At 72.7% G+C, this 16,256-nt stretch carries 16 protein-coding genes; 3 read left to right on the forward strand and 13 right to left on the reverse strand.

Features of this window, described 5'->3' with window-relative positions:
* Positions 1-53: 53 nt before the first annotated feature.
* The 3 genes from ACFYWX_RS07405 to ACFYWX_RS07415 form a co-directional block, all read right to left on the reverse strand.
* Entirely contained in the window at positions 54-1,358 is a 1,305-nt protein-coding gene (locus ACFYWX_RS07405) for an RNA polymerase sigma factor (RefSeq protein WP_389423076.1), read from the reverse strand.
* A gap of 83 nt (positions 1,359-1,441) precedes the next feature.
* Positions 1,442-1,798: a YciI family protein gene (locus ACFYWX_RS07410; RefSeq protein WP_389423008.1), complete on the reverse strand. Its 357-nt coding sequence runs from the start codon at positions 1,796-1,798 to the stop codon at positions 1,442-1,444.
* Positions 1,799-1,863: 65 nt separating this feature from the next.
* Positions 1,864-3,372 (reverse strand): MFS transporter, encoded by a 1,509-nt coding sequence (locus tag ACFYWX_RS07415; protein WP_389423009.1) that lies wholly within the window; start codon positions 3,370-3,372, stop codon positions 1,864-1,866.
* Between the two features lie 72 nt (positions 3,373-3,444).
* Here ACFYWX_RS07415 and ACFYWX_RS07420 point away from each other — a divergent pair, with 72 nt between their 5' ends.
* Complete coding sequence (locus ACFYWX_RS07420; RefSeq protein ID WP_389423010.1) at positions 3,445-4,122, forward strand: TetR/AcrR family transcriptional regulator; 678 nt, start codon at positions 3,445-3,447, stop codon at positions 4,120-4,122.
* 82 nt (positions 4,123-4,204) lie between these two features.
* Here ACFYWX_RS07420 and ACFYWX_RS07425 read toward each other — a convergent pair whose 3' ends face one another.
* On the reverse strand, positions 4,205-5,626 hold the full coding sequence (locus ACFYWX_RS07425) for an endo-1,4-beta-xylanase (RefSeq protein ID WP_389423011.1): 1,422 nt from the start codon (positions 5,624-5,626) through the stop codon (positions 4,205-4,207).
* Between the two features lie 82 nt (positions 5,627-5,708).
* Positions 5,709-6,788: a LacI family DNA-binding transcriptional regulator gene (locus ACFYWX_RS07430; protein WP_389423012.1), complete on the reverse strand. Its 1,080-nt coding sequence runs from the start codon at positions 6,786-6,788 to the stop codon at positions 5,709-5,711.
* Between the two features lie 140 nt (positions 6,789-6,928).
* On the opposite strand from ACFYWX_RS07430, the gene ACFYWX_RS07435 reads away from it, so the two are divergent.
* Entirely contained in the window at positions 6,929-9,247 is a 2,319-nt protein-coding gene (locus ACFYWX_RS07435) for a glycoside hydrolase family 3 N-terminal domain-containing protein (RefSeq protein WP_389423013.1), read from the forward strand.
* A gap of 76 nt (positions 9,248-9,323) precedes the next feature.
* Here the strand turns inward: ACFYWX_RS07435 and ACFYWX_RS07440 are convergent, their stop codons facing one another.
* Genes ACFYWX_RS07440 through tsaB form a run of 4 tightly spaced genes read right to left on the reverse strand, consistent with a single transcriptional unit; the run spans position 9,324 to position 11,887 of the window.
* Positions 9,324-9,581, reverse strand: coding sequence for a hypothetical protein (locus ACFYWX_RS07440; RefSeq protein ID WP_389423014.1), 258 nt, complete (start codon positions 9,579-9,581; stop codon positions 9,324-9,326).
* Complete coding sequence (gene tsaD, locus ACFYWX_RS07445) at positions 9,578-10,669, reverse strand: tRNA (adenosine(37)-N6)-threonylcarbamoyltransferase complex transferase subunit TsaD (protein ID WP_389423015.1); 1,092 nt, start codon at positions 10,667-10,669, stop codon at positions 9,578-9,580. The genes ACFYWX_RS07440 and tsaD overlap by 4 nt, the downstream gene beginning before the upstream one ends.
* On the reverse strand, positions 10,662-11,210 hold the full coding sequence (gene rimI / locus ACFYWX_RS07450) for a ribosomal protein S18-alanine N-acetyltransferase (protein ID WP_389423077.1): 549 nt from the start codon (positions 11,208-11,210) through the stop codon (positions 10,662-10,664). The genes tsaD and rimI overlap by 8 nt, the downstream gene beginning before the upstream one ends.
* 23 nt (positions 11,211-11,233) lie before the next feature.
* Positions 11,234-11,887 carry a tRNA (adenosine(37)-N6)-threonylcarbamoyltransferase complex dimerization subunit type 1 TsaB gene (tsaB, locus tag ACFYWX_RS07455; RefSeq protein WP_389423016.1) on the reverse strand — a complete coding sequence of 218 codons (654 nt, stop codon included), beginning with the start codon at positions 11,885-11,887 and terminating at the stop codon, positions 11,234-11,236.
* A gap of 256 nt (positions 11,888-12,143) precedes the next feature.
* Here tsaB and ACFYWX_RS07460 point away from each other — a divergent pair, with 256 nt between their 5' ends.
* Positions 12,144-12,695, forward strand: coding sequence for a hypothetical protein (locus ACFYWX_RS07460; protein WP_389423017.1), 552 nt, complete (start codon positions 12,144-12,146; stop codon positions 12,693-12,695).
* A gap of 45 nt (positions 12,696-12,740) precedes the next feature.
* On the opposite strand, the gene ACFYWX_RS07465 is transcribed toward ACFYWX_RS07460, so the two are convergent.
* From ACFYWX_RS07465 to alr, 4 genes are all read right to left on the reverse strand, one after another.
* The gene (locus ACFYWX_RS07465) at positions 12,741-12,935 is read right to left on the reverse strand and encodes a hypothetical protein (RefSeq protein ID WP_389423018.1); all 195 of its coding nucleotides are present in this window, start codon (positions 12,933-12,935) and stop codon (positions 12,741-12,743) included.
* Positions 12,936-13,084: 149 nt separating this feature from the next.
* Positions 13,085-13,597, reverse strand: coding sequence for a tRNA (adenosine(37)-N6)-threonylcarbamoyltransferase complex ATPase subunit type 1 TsaE (gene tsaE / locus ACFYWX_RS07470; RefSeq protein ID WP_389423019.1), 513 nt, complete (start codon positions 13,595-13,597; stop codon positions 13,085-13,087).
* Positions 13,563-14,816 carry an alpha/beta fold hydrolase gene (locus tag ACFYWX_RS07475; RefSeq protein ID WP_389423020.1) on the reverse strand — a complete coding sequence of 418 codons (1,254 nt, stop codon included), beginning with the start codon at positions 14,814-14,816 and terminating at the stop codon, positions 13,563-13,565. The genes tsaE and ACFYWX_RS07475 overlap by 35 nt, the downstream gene beginning before the upstream one ends.
* Before the next feature lie 143 nt (positions 14,817-14,959).
* The gene (gene alr, locus ACFYWX_RS07480; protein ID WP_389423021.1) at positions 14,960-16,132 is read right to left on the reverse strand and encodes an alanine racemase; all 1,173 of its coding nucleotides are present in this window, start codon (positions 16,130-16,132) and stop codon (positions 14,960-14,962) included.
* Between the last annotated feature and the right edge of the window lie 124 nt (positions 16,133-16,256).

A 16,256-nucleotide genomic window follows, 5' to 3' on the forward strand; every position in this document is an offset into this window, starting at 1 on the left:
TGCCCTGTCGATTTTGACAGCGCCGCCGTTTTGGTGGGCCCTCTTGCGCAGGTTCAGTCAGCGGCCGAGGCCGCCCGTCTCAACAGCAGTTCGCGTTCCCGTTCGTTGCGGGCCAGCGCTGCCGCCCGTTCGAACTCCGCGCGCGCCTCCGTCGTACGGCCGAGGCGCTGGAGCAGGTCGCCGCGGACGCTGGGGAGGAGGTGGTAGTCGCTGAGGGCCGGTTCGGTGGTGAGGGTGTCGACGATCTCCAGGGCCGGCGCCGGGCCGTCCGCCATCGAGACGGCGACCGCGCGGTTGAGTTCGACGACCGGTGAGGGGGCGCGGGCGGCGAGGAGGCCGTAGAGGGTGGCGATGGTCGGCCAGTCGGTCTCCTCGTAGGTGTACGCGTGCGCGTGGCAGGCGGCGATCGTGGCCTGGAGGGCGTACGGGCCAGGGGCGCCCGTGGAGGTGGCCTCGGCGCGGGCGAGGGCCGTGACGCCTCGGGCGATGAGCCTGCGGTTCCAGCGGCGGCGGTTCTGGTCGGCGAGCAGGATCGGTTCGCCGTCGGGGCCCGTGCGGGCGGCGGTGCGGGACGCCTGGAACTCCAGCAGCGCGGCCAGGGCGTGCACCTCGGGCTCCTTCGGCATCAGGGCAGCCAGCTGCCGGGCCAGCCGGAGGGCGTCCTCGCACAGCGCCGGGCGCAGCCAGTCGTCGCCCGCGGTGGCCGCGTACCCCTCGTTGAAGATCAGGTAGATGACGTCGAGGACCGAGCCGAGGCGGGCCTCGCGGTCGGGGCCGTACGGCACCTCGAAGGCGACGTTCCTGGCGGCGAGGGTCCGTTTCGCGCGCACGATGCGCTGGGCGACCGTGGGCTCCGGGGCCAGGAAGGCGCGAGCGATCTCGGGTGTGGTCAGGCCGCCGAGCAGCCGCAGGGTGAGGGCGATGCGGGCCTCGGCGGACAGGACGGGATGGCACGCGGTGAAGACGAGGCGGAGCAGGTCGTCGTCGATGTCGTCGGGGTCGTAGGAGGCAGCGGGCTCCTCCGGGGGCGCCGTGGTCTCCAGGTCGCGGCCGATCTCCGCCAGCTTGCGGGCGTAGTTCTCCCGGCGGCGCACGAGGTCGACGGCACGGTTCTTGGCGGCGGCGGTGAGCCAGGCGCCCGGGTTGTCCGGCACCCCCTCCCGCGGCCACCGCTCCAGCGCCGCGACCAGCGCGTCCTGCGCCAACTCCTCGGCGATGCCGACGTCACGGACGATACGGGCGACGGCGGCGATGACACGCGGGGACTCGATACGGAAGACGGTCTCGATGGCACCGCGGGCGTCCGCGCGAGGGCCGGATTCCCCGCCGCGCGCGTCCGCGGGAGTGACGGATTCAATGGCACCGCGGGCGTCCGCGGTGGGCTGCTGTTCCACAACCCACCATCGAACACCTCGGACGGCACTCGACCAAGCGGGTGGGCTCAGCCCTCCATGATCTCCCGTACCTCACAGGTCACGGTCCACTTGTCCTCGTGCACCTTCAGGAAGCGCTTGGTCCACTCGACGGCCTCGGCCGTGTCCTTGCACTGCATGATCGCGTAGCCGCCGACGGCCTCCTTGGTCTCGGTGAAGGGCCCGTCGGTGACGGAGATCGCGCCGCCCTCGTAGTGCACGCGGGTGCCCTGGGCGGTCGGTGTCAGACCGGCGGTCTCCAGCATCACTCCGGCCTTGGTCATCTCCTCGATCAGTTCGCCCATCCGCTGCATCAGCTCGGGGCTGGGGCCCTCGGCGGGGGCGTTGTTCTCGTCGACCCTGACGAGCGACAGGTAGCGGGGCATGGTGCCTCCTCAGGACGGTGACCCGTACGGTGACGAGTCTCGCGGGCGGAGCCTCTCCCCGCCTCTCACCCGTACGTCGAACGGGAGACATCCGGATCGACACGCTCCCGGGATTCTTTCGACGAGTTTTCTGAGGAGGGCGTTTGCGCAGGCAGCGCGCCGTCCCGCCCAAGCAGCAGCGCCCCCTCCGTACGCCTCCCGTGGAGTGCGCCGGCCGCCAGCGCGGCCACCACCAGTAGTGCGGCCGACACCCAGTACGCGGCCGCGTAGCCGTCGACGAGCCCCTGCGCACCGCCGGCTCCGTCGTGGGCCCCGGCGACCGTGACCAGCACGCCGAGCCCGACCGCCCCGCCGACCTGACGGGAGGTGTTGAGCAGCCCGGAGGCCATCCCCGTCTCCTCGGGGGCGACCCCCGCCGTGGCCGCCGTGCCCAGCGGTACGAAGCACACGCCGATGCCGACGCTCGCGACCGCCGACGGCCCGAGGACCGAGAGCAGGAAGCCGCCGTCGACCGCGACCGCCGGCGCGAACCAGGCGATGCCGACGGCCCCGAGCAGACCGCCCACCACCAGCAGCGCCCCGGCCCCCACCCGCCCGATCGCCCGGGCGGAGACCGCCGTGCCGACCACGACGCCCGCGCAGAACGGCAGGAACGCACACCCGGTGGCGGTGGGCCCGTAGCTGAGGACCTCCTGGAGGTAGAGGGAGGTGAAGTAGAAGGCGGCGAACTGGCCCGCCGACATCAGCAACGCGAAGACGTTGGCGGCGAGCACCGGTCCCCGGGTGAGGAGCCCGAGCCGCAGCAACGGCTGTGACACCCGGGTCTCCACCACCGCGAAGGCGGCCAGCAGCACCGCGGCGGCGGCCAGAACGCCCGCCGTCTGCCAGGCGGCCCAGCCGTGGGTCTCCGTCCGCACCAGGCCGAGCACGAGCAGCGTGGTCCCGGCGGTGACGAGCAGCGCGCCGGAGAGGTCGAGGCGGGGGCGGGCGCCGGGACGCCGGTCCTCGGCGGGGACGGCGAGCCGGGCGAGAGGCAGGGCGAGCGCCACCACCGGCACGTTGACGAGCATCACCGCCCGCCAGCCGGCCCAGTCGGTGAGCAGTCCCCCGGCGAGGACCCCGACGGCCCCGCCGAGCGCCCCCGCGGCGCCCCACAGGCCCAGGGCGCGCGAACGGGCGGCACCGGCCGGGTAGGTGACGGTGATCAGGGTGAGCGCGACCGGCGCGAGCGCGGCGGCGCCGGCGCCCTGCGCGGCCCGGGCGGCGACCAACTCGCCCGGCGCCTGCGCGAGTCCGCCGGCCAGGCTCGCGAGGCCGAACAGGGCGAAGCCGCCCGCCAGGACCCGCCGCCGGCCGACGACGTCGGCGAGCCGCCCGCCGAGCATGAGCAGCCCGCCGAAGGCCAGGGCGTAGGCGTTGACGACCCAGGTCAGCGATTCCGTGCCGAAGCCCAGGCCGCTGCCGATGTCCGGCAGGGCGACGTTGACGACGGACATGTCGAGGGAGACGAGGAACTGCACGGTGAGCAACACCGGCAGTAACCAACGGGAGGCGTACGTCTGCGAGTTCACCATGCCCGGCACATTAATATACGCGTACAGAAATTAGCTATACGCGTACGGAAAAAGGAGGGGGAGAATGCCCGGGTGACAGGCAACGGGCAGAAACGGGCGGCGGGCCGGCCCCGACGCATCGAGCGGCACCAGATCGTGGACGTGACACGGCGGATCATCCAGGAGGAGGGGGTCGAGGCACTCTCCATGCGCCGCGTCGCCAAGGAGGTCGGCGCCACCCCGATGGCGCTCTACCACCACGTACGCGACAAGGACGAGCTGCTGATGCTCACCCTGGCGGGCATGGCGGCGACCGTGCCGCGCCCGGAGTTGCCCGAGGACCCGCGCGACCGCATCGTCGCCACCGCCGTCCACATGCACGCCGTGCTGAGCGAGATGGTGTGGGTCATCGACGTGCTGAGCAGGGGCGACCTCACCGACAAGGGCGCGCTGTGGATGACGGAGGAGATCGTCGACTCGGCCATCGCCTGCGGTCTGACCCCCGAGGCGGCGGTCCACGCGTACCGCACGATCTGGTACCTCGTCTACGGCGCCCTGGTCTTCCGGCGCGCCGAGGACCGACGCGCCGAGGACCGGCGCGCCGCCGACCCCGGGCGGGGGCAGTTCTTCCCTTCCCTCGTCACCGAGGACGACGCCGGTGAGCTCCCCCGGCTGACCGCTCTGTCGGCCCGGTGGGGGGACGTGACGGCCGCCTACGACGTCGCCGAGCAGTTGGCGGCGGTGGTGGACGGCCTCCTGGCCCGCCGGTAGTCGGCGGGCCAGGGCCTGTCGCAGGGACTCCCACAGCTCGCCCAGCGAGTCGAGGCCGGTGCCCGTGGTCGCCCCCCAGGGGTCAGCCCAGCGTCACCGCCGGCACCGGATTGCTCCCGCTCCATGACGCGTTGAACCCGAAGGAGACCGAACCTCCGCTGGGAACCGTCCCGTTGTACGAGGCGTTGGAACAGGTGACCGTCGCCCCCGACTGACTGCACGTCGCGTTCCAGGCCTGCGTGACCTGCTGGCCCGCACCGTAGGTCCAGCTCACCTTCCACGACGAGAGCGAGGCACCCGAGCAGGAGATCGTCACGTTCCCGGTGAACCCGGTGTTCCACTGACTGCCCACGCTGTAGGCCGCCGTGCACGCCCCGGTGGGCGGCGGAGTGGTCGTGCCGCCGCCGAGCGCTTCGGCGATACCGTAGTACGCCGGTTTGGGCGTGTAGTTCGCGTCGTACGGCGTCGCCGCACCCTGTCCCGGGAAGGTGCTCTCCACCCAGGAGTCGGAGTCGGTGAAGCCCCACACGGTGAGGTTCACGCAGCGCGCGACCGCCACGCAGGCGGCGGTGACCGCCTTGTAGTCGGCGCGCTGCTGGGCGAGTTTGGCGCTGTCCGAGGGGAGCGTCATCCGCACGTCCAGCTCGGTGATCGCCACGTCGAGGCCGAGGTCGGCGAAGCGCTGGATGTTCTGCTGGAGCGTGGCAGGGACCTGGCCGAGGATCAGGTGCGCCTGGAGGCCCACGCCGTCGATCGGGACGCCGCGCTCCTTCAGTGACTTGACGAGGTTGTACAGGGCGGTGGACTTCGCGTTGACGCCCTCGACGTTGTAGTCGTTGATGTAGAGCTTGGCGTCGGGGTCGGCGGCCCGCGCCCAGGTCAGGGCGTTCGCGATGTAGTCGACGCCGAGGCCGTTGTACCAGAGGGTGGAGCGGTAGGTGCCGTCCTCGTTGAACGGCTCGTTGACGACGTCCCAGGCGGCGATCTTCCCCTTGTAGCGGCCGGCCTCCGTGTTGATGTGGTTCTGCAGGAGGCCGCTGAGCTGGGCGGGCGTCCAGCTGCCGTTCGTCAGCCAGCTCGGGTTCTGGCTGTGCCAGACCAGCGTGTGGCCGCGCACCTGCTGGTTGTGGGCCTGCGCGAAGGCCACGATCTGGTCGGCCTCGGCCCAGTTGAAGTTCCCCTGGGTCGGCTCGACGGAACCCCACTTCATGGCGTTGCCGGGGGTGAGCGAGCCGAACTCCCGCCCCGCGATGTCGCCGTAGGTGCCGGTGAGCTTGGACCCGGTGACCGCCGTACCGATGACCTTGTTCTTGGCGGCGGCGAGGTCGCGCAGCGGGGTGTCGGCGGCCTGGGCGGCCGTGGTCCCGGCGGTGAGCAGGGCGGCCGTCGCGGCGACGCCGGTGCACAGGGCGGCGATACGGCGCCGCAGGGGCGGGCGGGAGGTTCCAGAGGTTCTGGAGGTTTTAAAGGTTCTGGAGGTTCTGGAAATTCTGGAGGTTCTCATTGCGGGGGCCTCCGAAAGTTTCGGTCGTGCAACCGATTGACTTCGGAGGAGTGTGGAGGCGCTCCTCGCACCCGTCAATACGTCAACTTCCGGCCAACGGCGCCCCCGTGCTGGTCCGCACCACCAGGCTGGTCGCCAGCTCCACGCGGGTCGCCGTCGGTGCCTGCTCCTCGCGCCCCAGCTCCAGCACCAGCCGGGCAGCGGCCTCGGCCATCTCCATCAGCGGCTGCCGTACGGTCGTCAGCGGCGGCCCCACCCAGCGCGCCACCGGCAGATCGTCGAACCCGACCACACTCACGTCCTCCGGGATGCGCAGCCCCAGCTCGCGGGCGGCCTCGTACAGCCCGAGCGCCTGGAGGTCATTGCCGGCGAAGACGGCGGTGGGGCGGTCGTCCTGGCCGAGCAGTTCACGCCCGAGCCGGTAGCCGGCCTCGTGATGGAAGTCCCCGGTCTTGATCAGGTCCTGTTCGACGGGGAGCCCGGCCGTCTCCAGGGCGGCCCGGTAGCCGTCCATGCGGGCGCGGCTGCACATCATCTGCGGCGGCCCGCTGATGGCGCCGATCCGCCGGTGCCCGAGCTCGACCAGGTGCCGGGTGGCGGCGAGCCCGCCCTGCCAGTTGGTCGCGCCGATGGACGGCACGTCGGCGCCCGGGTCACCGGCCGGGTCCATGACCACGAACGGGATGGACCTGCTGGTCAGCAGCGCGCGCTGGGACTCGTCGAGCCCGGACAGCACCAGGATCACCCCGTGCGGCCGGCGCGCGGCGACCTGGTCGGCCCAGGTCCGCCCCGGGGTGAGCCGGCCCGCGCTCTCGCTGAGCACGACGCTCAGCCCGGCGTCGCGCGCCACGTTCTCCACGCCCCTGATCACCTCCATCGCCCACGCGCTCTCCAGCTCGTGGAAGACCAGGTCGATCAGGGGCGAGCGGGTGGCCTCGGCGCGGCGACGCCGGTAGCCGTAGGTGCGCAGCAGTTCCTCGACGCGGGCGCGGGTGGCCGGGGCGACGTCGGCGCGGCCGTTGAGGACCTTCGAAACAGTCGGCGCCGAGACGCCGGCCTCGCGGGCGATCTCGGCGAGCGTCGCGGTCTGCGCCGGCCGGTCCCCCGTCGGTGGTGTCGGCCGGTCTTCCGTCCGTGTTTCAGCGGGATCCGAGGGTGTCATGGCGGCGATCGTATCCCCGCATGCCCCCTTGACGAACCCCGTTCGGCGCCATAGGTTCCCGGAACATTCGACGTACACAACGAAACATTCGACGAACCGGACGTCCACCTGGTGGCTCACCGACCTCTGACAGGAGTTTCATGACCACCGCCCCCTGGCGTGACCCCGCCCTGCCCGCCGCCGCCCGCGTCGACGACCTCCTCTCCCGGATGACCCTGGAGGAGAAGACCGCCCAGCTGTACGGCGTGTGGGTGGGCGCCGACACGGACGGCGAGGGCGTCGCCCCGCACCAGCACGACATGACCGCCGACTACGACTGGGACGAGCTGATCACCCTCGGTCTCGGCCAGCTCACGCGCTCCTTCGGCACGGCCCCCGTGGACCCGGCGTTGGGCGCGCAGGCGCTCGCCCGCGCCCAGCGCCGGATCGCAGACGCGGGCCGCTTCGGCATCCCGGCCGTGGCCCACGAGGAGTGCCTGGCCGGTGTCACGACCTGGGGCGCCACGGCGTACCCCGTGCCCCTGGCCTGGGGCGCGAGCTTCGACCCGCCGCTGGTCGAGGAGGTGGGCCGGCACATCGGCCGCGACCTGCGCTCGGTCGGCGTCCACCAGGGCCTCGCGCCCGTCCTGGACGTCGTACGGGACGCACGCTGGGGCCGGGTGGAGGAGACGATCGGCGAGGACCCGTACCTGGTCGGCACGGTCGGCGCGGCCTATGTGCGCGGCCTGGAGTCCGCCGGGGTCGTCGCCACGCTCAAGCACTTCGCCGGGTACGCCTCCTCCGCCGGCGCCCGCAACCTCGCGCCCGTACGGGCGGGCATCCGCGAGTTCGCCGACGTGACCCTGCCCCCGTTCGAGATGGCGCTGCGCGAGGGCGGGGCGCGCTCGGTGATGGCCGCGTACACGGAGACCGACGGCATCCCGGCGTCCGCGGACCCGGCCCTGCTGACCGAACGCCTGCGTGAGGAGTGGGGTTTCACGGGCACGGTGGTCGCCGACTACTTCGGCATCGGCTTCCTGCAGACCCTGCACCGCGTGGCCGGCTCCGCCTCCGACGCGGCCCACCTGGCGCTCGCGGCCGGCATCGACGTGGAGCTGCCGACGCTGAAGTGCTACGGCAAGCCGCTGATCGAGGCCGTCCGCGAGGGCCGCGTCCCGGAGGCGCTGGTGGACCGCGCCGCCCGCCGCGTCCTGGAGCAGAAGTGCGAGCTGGGCCTCCTCGACGAGGACTGGCGCCCGGAGCCGGCGGAGCCCGAGCGGATCGACCTGGACTCGGCGGCCAACCGGATCCTGGCCCGCCGGCTGGCGGAGGAGTCGGTCGTCCTGCTGGACAACCCCGACGGCCTGCTCCCCCTCTCCCCCGACACCCGGATCGCCGTGGTGGGTCCGAGGGCGGCGGACGCCCTGGCGATGCTCGGCTGCTACTCCTTCCCCTCCCACGTCCTGCCCCACCACCCCGAGGTGCCGCTGGGCATCGAGATCCCGACGGTCCTGGAGGCGCTGCGCACCGAACTCCCCGACGCGAAGGTGACGTTCGCGGAGGGCTGCGCGGTGTCCGACCCGGACACCTCCGGCTTCGCGGAGGCGTTCGCCCGGGCGTCGGAGGCCGATGTGTGCGTGGCCGTCCTGGGCGACCGGGCGGGCCTGTTCGGCCGGGGTACGTCGGGCGAGGGCTGCGACGTGACGGAGCTGCGACTGCCCGGCGCGCAGGGCGAGTTGCTGGACGCGCTGATCGGCACGGGCGTCCCGGTGGTCCTGGTGCTGCTCACCGGCCGCCCCTACGCGCTCGGCCGCTGGCACGGTCGCCTGGGCGCGGTCGTCCAGGCCTTCTTCCCGGGGGAGGAGGGCGGCCCGGCAGTGGCGGGAGTGCTGTCGGGCCGCGTCAACCCCTCGGGCCGCCTCCCGGTGAGCGTCCCGCAGGTGCCGGGCGGCCAGCCCTGGACCTACCTCCAGCCGCCGCTCGGCCTGGCCGACGAGGTCAGCAACCTGGACCCGACCCCGCTGTACCCGTTCGGACACGGCCGCTCGTACACGACTTTCGCCTGGGAGGACTTCACGGGCGGCGACGACCCGGCGGAGATCGGCACGGACGGCTCGTACGACGTCTCGCTCACCGTCCGCAACACGGGCGACCTGCCCGGCGCGGAGGTCGTCCAGCTGTACCTGCACGATCCGGTGGCCTCGGTGACCCGCCCCGACGTCCGCCTGATCGGCTACCAGCGCCTGGAGCTGGCCCCGGGCGAGGCGACCCGCGTCACCTTCCACTTCCACGCCGACCTCTCCGCCTTCACCGACCGCACGGGCCTCCGCGTCGTCGAACCCGGGGCGCTGGAGCTGCGGTTGGGGGCGTCGAGCACGGACGCCCGTCACGTGGCGCGGCTGAGGCTGACGGGGCCGGTGCGGGCGCTGGGGCCCGATCGGCGGTTGCGGTGCGAGGCGCGGGTGGCGGAGCCGGAGTGAGCCACACGGCACACACGGCACGGCGGGGGCCGGGGGGCTCCCGCCGTGCCGTGCGGAAGAAGGGAGGGCGTGAAGGCTAGCGGCTCTCCACCGACTCGAACCGCCACCGGTGCACGGCACGGGCCACCAACCGCTGTTCCGGCTCGGGCAGTTCGGGCAGTTCGGCGTCGTAGGGCGCGTCCCACCAGGTGATGACCAGCACCCGCTCCCCCGGCGCCCGGAACGTCTCCCGGCGCAGGGCCGCCTCGGGCAGCTCCTGGGAGCGGGCCCAGGCCAGCAGCTCCTCCCCGCGGCCGGTCACCGCCCGCGCCTCCCACATCAGCGCGACCGTCATGAGTAGAGGTTCTCTCCGCTCACCTCGTGAACGTGGTCGTGGGTGTGGCCGGGCACATGCGGGTCCGTCACCGGCAGCGACGAGTCCGCCGAAAGGTCCCAGCTCGACGCGGCCCGGCCCCGGGTCACCATCTCCGCGCCCAGTGCCGCGACCATCGCCCCGTTGTCCGTGCACAGCTTGGGGCGCGGTACGCGCAGGCGGATGCCGGCCGCCTCGCAGCGCTCCTGCGCCAGTACCCGCAGCCGGGAGTTGGCCGCGACACCGCCGCCGATCATGAGGTGGTCGACGCCCTGGTCCTTGCAGGCCCGTACCGCCTTCCGGGTCAGCACGTCCACCACCGCCTCCTGGAAGGAGGCCGCCACGTCACGGACCGGCACCTCCTCGCCCGCCGCCCGCTTCGCCTCGATCCAGCGGGCCACGGCCGTCTTCAGGCCGGAGAAGGAGAAGTCGTACGCCGAGTCGCGCGGCCCGGTCAGGCCGCGCGGGAAGGCGATGGCCTGCGGGTCGCCCTCGCGCGCGTACCGGTCGATGACCGGACCGCCGGGGAAGCCCAGGTTCAGCACGCGAGCGATCTTGTCGAAGGCCTCGCCCGCCGCGTCGTCGATCGTCGAGCCCATCGGGCGGACGTCCGAGGTGATGTCCGTCGACAGCAGCAGGGACGAGTGGCCGCCGCTCACCAGCAGCGCCATCGTCGGCTCCGGCAGCGCCCCGTGCTCCAGCTGGTCCACGCAGATGTGGGAGGCGAGGTGGTTCACCCCGTAGAGCGGTTTGCCGAGCGCGTAAGCGTACGCCTTCGCCGCCGAGACGCCGACGAGCAGCGCCCCCGCCAGGCCGGGTCCCGCGGTCACCGCGATGCCGTCCAGGTCCCGCGCGCTCACCCCCGCCTCCTTCAGCGCGCGGTCGATGGTCGGCACCATCGCCTCCAGGTGTGCCCGGGAGGCGACCTCGGGCACCACACCGCCGAAGCGGGCGTGCTCGTCGACGCTGGACGCGATGGCGTCGGCCAGCAGGGTGGTGCCCCGCACGACTCCGACGCCGGTCTCGTCACAGGAGGTCTCGATTCCCAGGACCAGGGGTTCGTCAGCCATGGATCTCGGTTCCTTGTACGCCGTCGTGTGGGGTGGGTGAGGTGGATTCCGCAGCGGGGCTGCGCTCGGGCAGGGTGGTCAGGCGCATCACCAGGGCGTCCACGTTCCCCGGCTGGTAGTAGCCGCGCCTGAACCCGATGGGCTCAAAGCCGAAGCGCTCGTACAGCTTCTGTGCGCGGACGTTGTCGATCCGGCACTCCAGCATCACTTCGGCGCAGTCGAAGGCGGTCGCCGCCTTCAGCAGTTCGGTGAGGAGACGGCTGCCGAGGCCCGTGCTCCAGTGGTCGCGGGCGACCGCGATGGTCTGGATGTCGGCGCCCGCGGTGGAGCCGCTGTCGGACGCGACGCCGGAGGCGGCCAGGCCCGCGTACCCGACGACCCGGTCCCCCGCCTCGGCCACCAGGTAGCGGCGCGTCGCCTCGGGGCCGCGCGAGTGGGCGAGCTCGGACCAGAACATGCCCCGCGACCAGGCGTCCTCGGGGAAGAGGGCCTTCTCCAGCTCGAGCACGGGGTCGATGTCCCACCAGCGCATCTCGCGCATCCGAGGAGTCACGGTCGTATCGGTCACTTGGGGGTGACCACCTTGTAGTTCTTCGGTACCTGGGCGTCCGGCCGACGCAGGTACAGCGGCCGGGGCGCGGGGAGTTCCTCGCCCGCCGCCAGCTTCTCGGCGGCCAGGGAGGCCAGGGCGGCGGCGGACACGTGCTGCGGCTCGTGCGCGTTCGGGAAGGTGTCCGGGTACAGCAGCGCGCCCGCGCCGACCGCCGGGAGGCCGGCGACCTCGCCGGCGATGTCGGCGGGCCGGTCGACGGCCGGGCCCGACAGGCGGGTCCGGGAGTCGGCGTAGCGCGCCCAGTAGACCTCCTTGCGCCGGGCGTCGGTCGCCACGACGAAGGGGCCGTCGATGTCGGACGCGTAGGCGAGGCCGTCGAGGGTGCACAAGCCGTGCACGGGGACACCGAGCGCGAGTCCGAAGGTGTCGGCGGTCATCAGGCCGACGCGCAGCCCCGTGTAGGGGCCGGGGCCGATGCCGGCGACGATCCCGGTGACGGCGTCGAGTTTGAGTCCGGCCTCGGCGAACACACGGTCGACGGCCGGCAGCAGCAGCTCGCCGTGCCGGCGCGCGTCCACCTGGCTCGACGAGGCGATGACGTCCCTGCCGTCGTGCACGGCGACGGTGACGGCGGGGGTGGCGGTATCCAGAGCGAGCAAGAGCACGCAAACAGCCTACGGCGCCCGGGGGCCCGTGTCGGCCGTCACGGTCGGGCGCCCGGTGACTGCTAACGTCGCCAAGGAGCATCCGGAAGCAGAACGACGTGCGGCGACGTAACGACCGCACCCGCCGAAGCACGACACGGCACGACGCAGCACGACGATGCACAACCGGCACGGCACAACCCGGCACTGCACAATCCGGCACGGCACAACCGCACGGCACGATCCGGCACGAGGCACAGAGGCAGAGGTGGCGACGGTGGCAAGCAGAAGCGCAAAAATCGTGGCCGGGCTCACCGTGGCGGCCGTCGCGTCGGTCGGCTACCTCGCCTACCAGGCGTCCGCGAGCGTGCCCGCCTCGCTCGCCAGGACGAAGGCGAGCGCCTCGCCCTCGGTGGCGAAGGCCCCCCGGGTGAACAAGGCCTCCACCGTCCTCCCCGGCGGTTCCGGCACGGGTGAGCGGGTCGTGTACTCGGTGGGCGGCGACCGGGTGTGGCTCGTCGACGAGGACGGCGCCGTCCGGCGTACGTTCACGGTGACCCCCGGCACGGTCGACCCGACCCCGGGCCACTACCGGGTCACGTCCCGCTCGAACGCCGTCACCGGCACCGACGGCACCCCCATCGAGCACGTCGTGCGCTTCGCCCTCCTGGACGGCGTGCCCGTCGGCTTCAGCGCGGCCACGAGCGGGGTGCCGCCCCAGCCGGTCGACCCGTCGGTGCGCACGGGCGGCATCCGCGAGTCGCGCCCGGACGGCGAGGCGATGTGGCGGTTCGCGACGATCGGCCAGCACGTCGTCGTGATCCGCTGAACGGGTGATCCCGCCGATCCGTCGCCTCGCTGACCCGCTGATCCGCTAGGCCGCTCTCCTGCGCGTCTCGGCCCTTTCCACCGGCCCCCGCCCGCCCCGTTCCACCGTCTCCGGGTCGGGCAGGCGCGGCGGCGTCGAGATCGCGTGGGCGGCCGCGCAGGAGGCCAGCAGGTCGCGCATGGACGCCCCGGGCAGCGCGTACGGCCGCGGCTGGACCAGCTTGGTCTCCGCAGTGGACATGGACGCCTCCTGAGGCCCGGGGGCGGACGTAGTTAGGCACACCTAACTACGGACTGGATACCATGTGACCACGGCCGGGACGCCCGGCGCAACATCTTGCCGACGTCTTGTCGGAACGTTCATACGAACATCTCAGCGCCCCCCACTCGTCACGCCGCGAGCACGCTCAGATCCACCGTCGTCCACCGTTCCCCGAGCCCCGTCACCGTCACGTGCCGCACCTCGTCGGTGGTGTCCCCGACGGCCCGGTGGATGACGACCTGGAGCCGGTCCTCCGTCAGCTCCTCGACCTTGCCCTCACCCCACTCCACGACGATCAGCGAGTCGGGCAGCGAGACGTCGAGGTCGAGGTCCTCCATCTCGTCGAGCCCGCCGGAGAGCCGGTAGGCGTCGACGTGGACCAGCGGCGGGCCGTCCCCGAGGGAGGGGTGCACACGGGCGATCACGAAGGTCGGCGAGGTGACGGCACCCCGCACGCCGAGGCCCTCGCCCAGCCCGCGCGTGAGTGTCGTCTTGCCCGCGCCCAGCTCCCCGCTGAGCATCACGAGGTCGCCGGCGCGCAGCAGCTTGGCCAGACGGCGGCCCAGCTCCCGCATCTGCTCGGGAGAGGTGACGGTCAGTTCGAGGTCAGCCGGGTTGCGCGGTGCTGCTGGTGCTTCCATAGCCATCCACGGTAGCCCCTGCGGGAACCGCACCCGTGCGGGTGAGCAGGTCGGCGAGGCGGTCGGTGACCACTTCCGGGTGTTCCAGCATCACCAGGTGCCCGGCGTCCGGTACGAGCACCAGCTCGGCGTCCGGCAGCAGGTCGGCGATGGCCTCGCTGTGCTCGCTGGGCGTGACCAGGTCGGCGACCCCGGCCAGCACGAGCACCGGCATGTCGGTGAAGTGGGCGAGCGCCTCGGTCTTGTCGTGGTCGGTGAACGCCGGGTAGAACTCGGCGACCACGTCGATCGGCGTGCCCTCGATCATCCGCTCGGCGAACCGCTCGACTCCCGGGTCGACCTCTCGGGACGCGAACGAGTACCGCTTGATGATCCCGGCGAACAGCTCCGCCGTCGCCCGGCGCCCCTTCTCCACCAGCTCGGCCCGCTGCCCCAGTGCCTTCAGCACGCCGGGGAGCACCCGGCGCACCGCGTTGACGCCGGCGACGGGCAGACCGAAGTTGACCTCGCCGAGCCGCCCGGACGACGTACCGACAAGTGCGGTGCCCACCACGCGTTCCCGGATGAAGTCGGGATACAGGGCGGCCAGCGCCATCACCGTCATCCCGCCCATGGAGTGCCCGACGAGCACGATCGGCCCGTCCGGCGCGGCGGCGTCGACGACGGCCTTCAGGTCGCGGCCCAGCTGGTCGATGGTGACCGGCGCGTCGTCCTGGATCTGGGCCTTCCCGCGCCCGGACCGCCCGTGGCTGCGCTGGTCCCAGTGCACGGTCCGTACGACGCCCCGCAGCGCCGCCCGCTGGAAGTGCCAGGAGTCCTGGTTGAGGCAGTAGCCGTGGCTGAAGACGACGGTCACCGGGAGGGGCGCCTTGCGGCCGAAGAGCCGCCGCCGACGGGGTGCCGGGCCGCCCTCGGGCTCGACGTCGTCGACCTCGTAGTACAGCTCGGTGCCGTCGTCGGCGTACGCCTTGCCGGGGATGCCGCGCAGTGACCCGTACGGCCCAGTGGAGTCGAGGGCGAGCTGCGCCTTTCTGCGCATCCCCCGGCCGACCGTCATCCGTTCGAGTGCAACCCCGGCGGCCGCGCCCGCGGCGAGGACGCCTATCGCGGCGCCCGCGATGCCGGTCGCCCTGCGCCAGCCCCCGGCCGTCGCGTCCGCGGCGGAGGCCACGGCCACCGAGGCGGCGTGCGCGACGGCCTCCGCACTGCTCTCGCTCACGTACCGCTCCTCTTCGCCGCTGGTCGCTGGTTCGCCGGGTGGGGATGATGCCGGTGTCGAAAGGGCCGCGCTCTGTGCGGGTTACCCGTCTTGTTGCTTATTCACATGACCGCACCCGTGTCGACGCACACATGTGGACGCATTCAGGTGGCCACATTGACGTAGACGCGGGGAACGCGTGTTCCGATGCGGGTGACGATCTCATACGCGATGGTGCCCGCGGCCTGCGCCCAGTCCTCGGCGGTCGGCTCGCCGCGGTCGCCCGGCCCGAACAGAACCGCCTCCGAGCCGACTTCGGGCTCGTCGCCGCCCAGGTCGACGACGAACTGGTCCATCGCGACGCGCCCGGCGACGGTACGCCATTTGCCGCCGACCAGGACCGGGCCGGTGCCCGAGGCATGCCGCGGGATGCCGTCCGCGTAGCCGACGGGGACGAGGCCGAGGGTGGTGGCGCCCGGAGTGACGTAGTGATGGCCGTAGCTGACGCCGTGTCCGCCCGGGACGTGCTTCACCAGCGCGACGGACGCCGACAGCGTCATCACGGGGCGCAGTCCGAAGTCGGCGGGGGCGCCGACCTCGGGGCTGGGCGAGATGCCGTAGAGGGCGATCCCGGTGCGGACGAGGTCGAAGTGGGTCTCGGGGAGCGTGAGCGTGGCCGGTGAGTTGGCGATGTGCCGCACCTCGGGGCGCACGCCCTGCTCTTCGGCGTACGCCACCATCTCCCGGAAGAGGGTGACCTGGGCGGCGACGGAGGGATGCCCGGGCTCGTCGGCGCAGGCGAGGTGGGACCACAGTCCCGTGACCCTGACAAGCCCCTCGGCCTCGGCACCGAGCGCCTCCGCGACCAGCTCGGCCCAGTCCTCCCCCGGCTGGCAGCCGTTGCGCCCGAGTCCGGTGTCGGCCTTGAGCTGGATACGGGCCGGCCGGCCGGCCAGCCGCGCCGCCTCCCGCACCTCGGCCAGGGCCCACATCCCACTCACCGAAACGTCGAGAGAGGCCTCGATCGCCTCCCGCCAGGGCCCGCCGGGCGTCCACAGCCAGCACAGGATCCGTACCTCGGCCGGCACCCCGGCGCGCTCACGCAGCGCGAGGGCCTCCTCCGGCGTGGCCGTACCCAGCCAGGTCGCGCCCGCCTCCACGGCCGCCCGGGCACACGGGATCGCACCGTGGCCGTACCCGTCGGACTTGACCACGGCCATGAGCTCCGCGCCCGACGCCAGCGCGCGCAGGGCCCGCACATTGGCCCGCAAAGCGGCCAGATCGATCTCGGCACGGGCTCTCAGGGGCGCGCTCGACACAGGTGCACTCTCATTCATGGCGCTCCAAGTGTCTCAGAGGCACCGGGCAGCCCACGGCAACCGGCACATCCAGCCCGTCCGGCGTTTGAGGACGAGGCCCGTTCAGGGCCGAAGCGGGGGTCCGGGGGCGGCAGCCCCCGGG

The sequence above is a fragment of the Streptomyces sp. NPDC002888 genome (genome assembly GCF_042888465.1).
GTDB lineage: Bacteria > Actinomycetota > Actinomycetes > Streptomycetales > Streptomycetaceae > Streptomyces.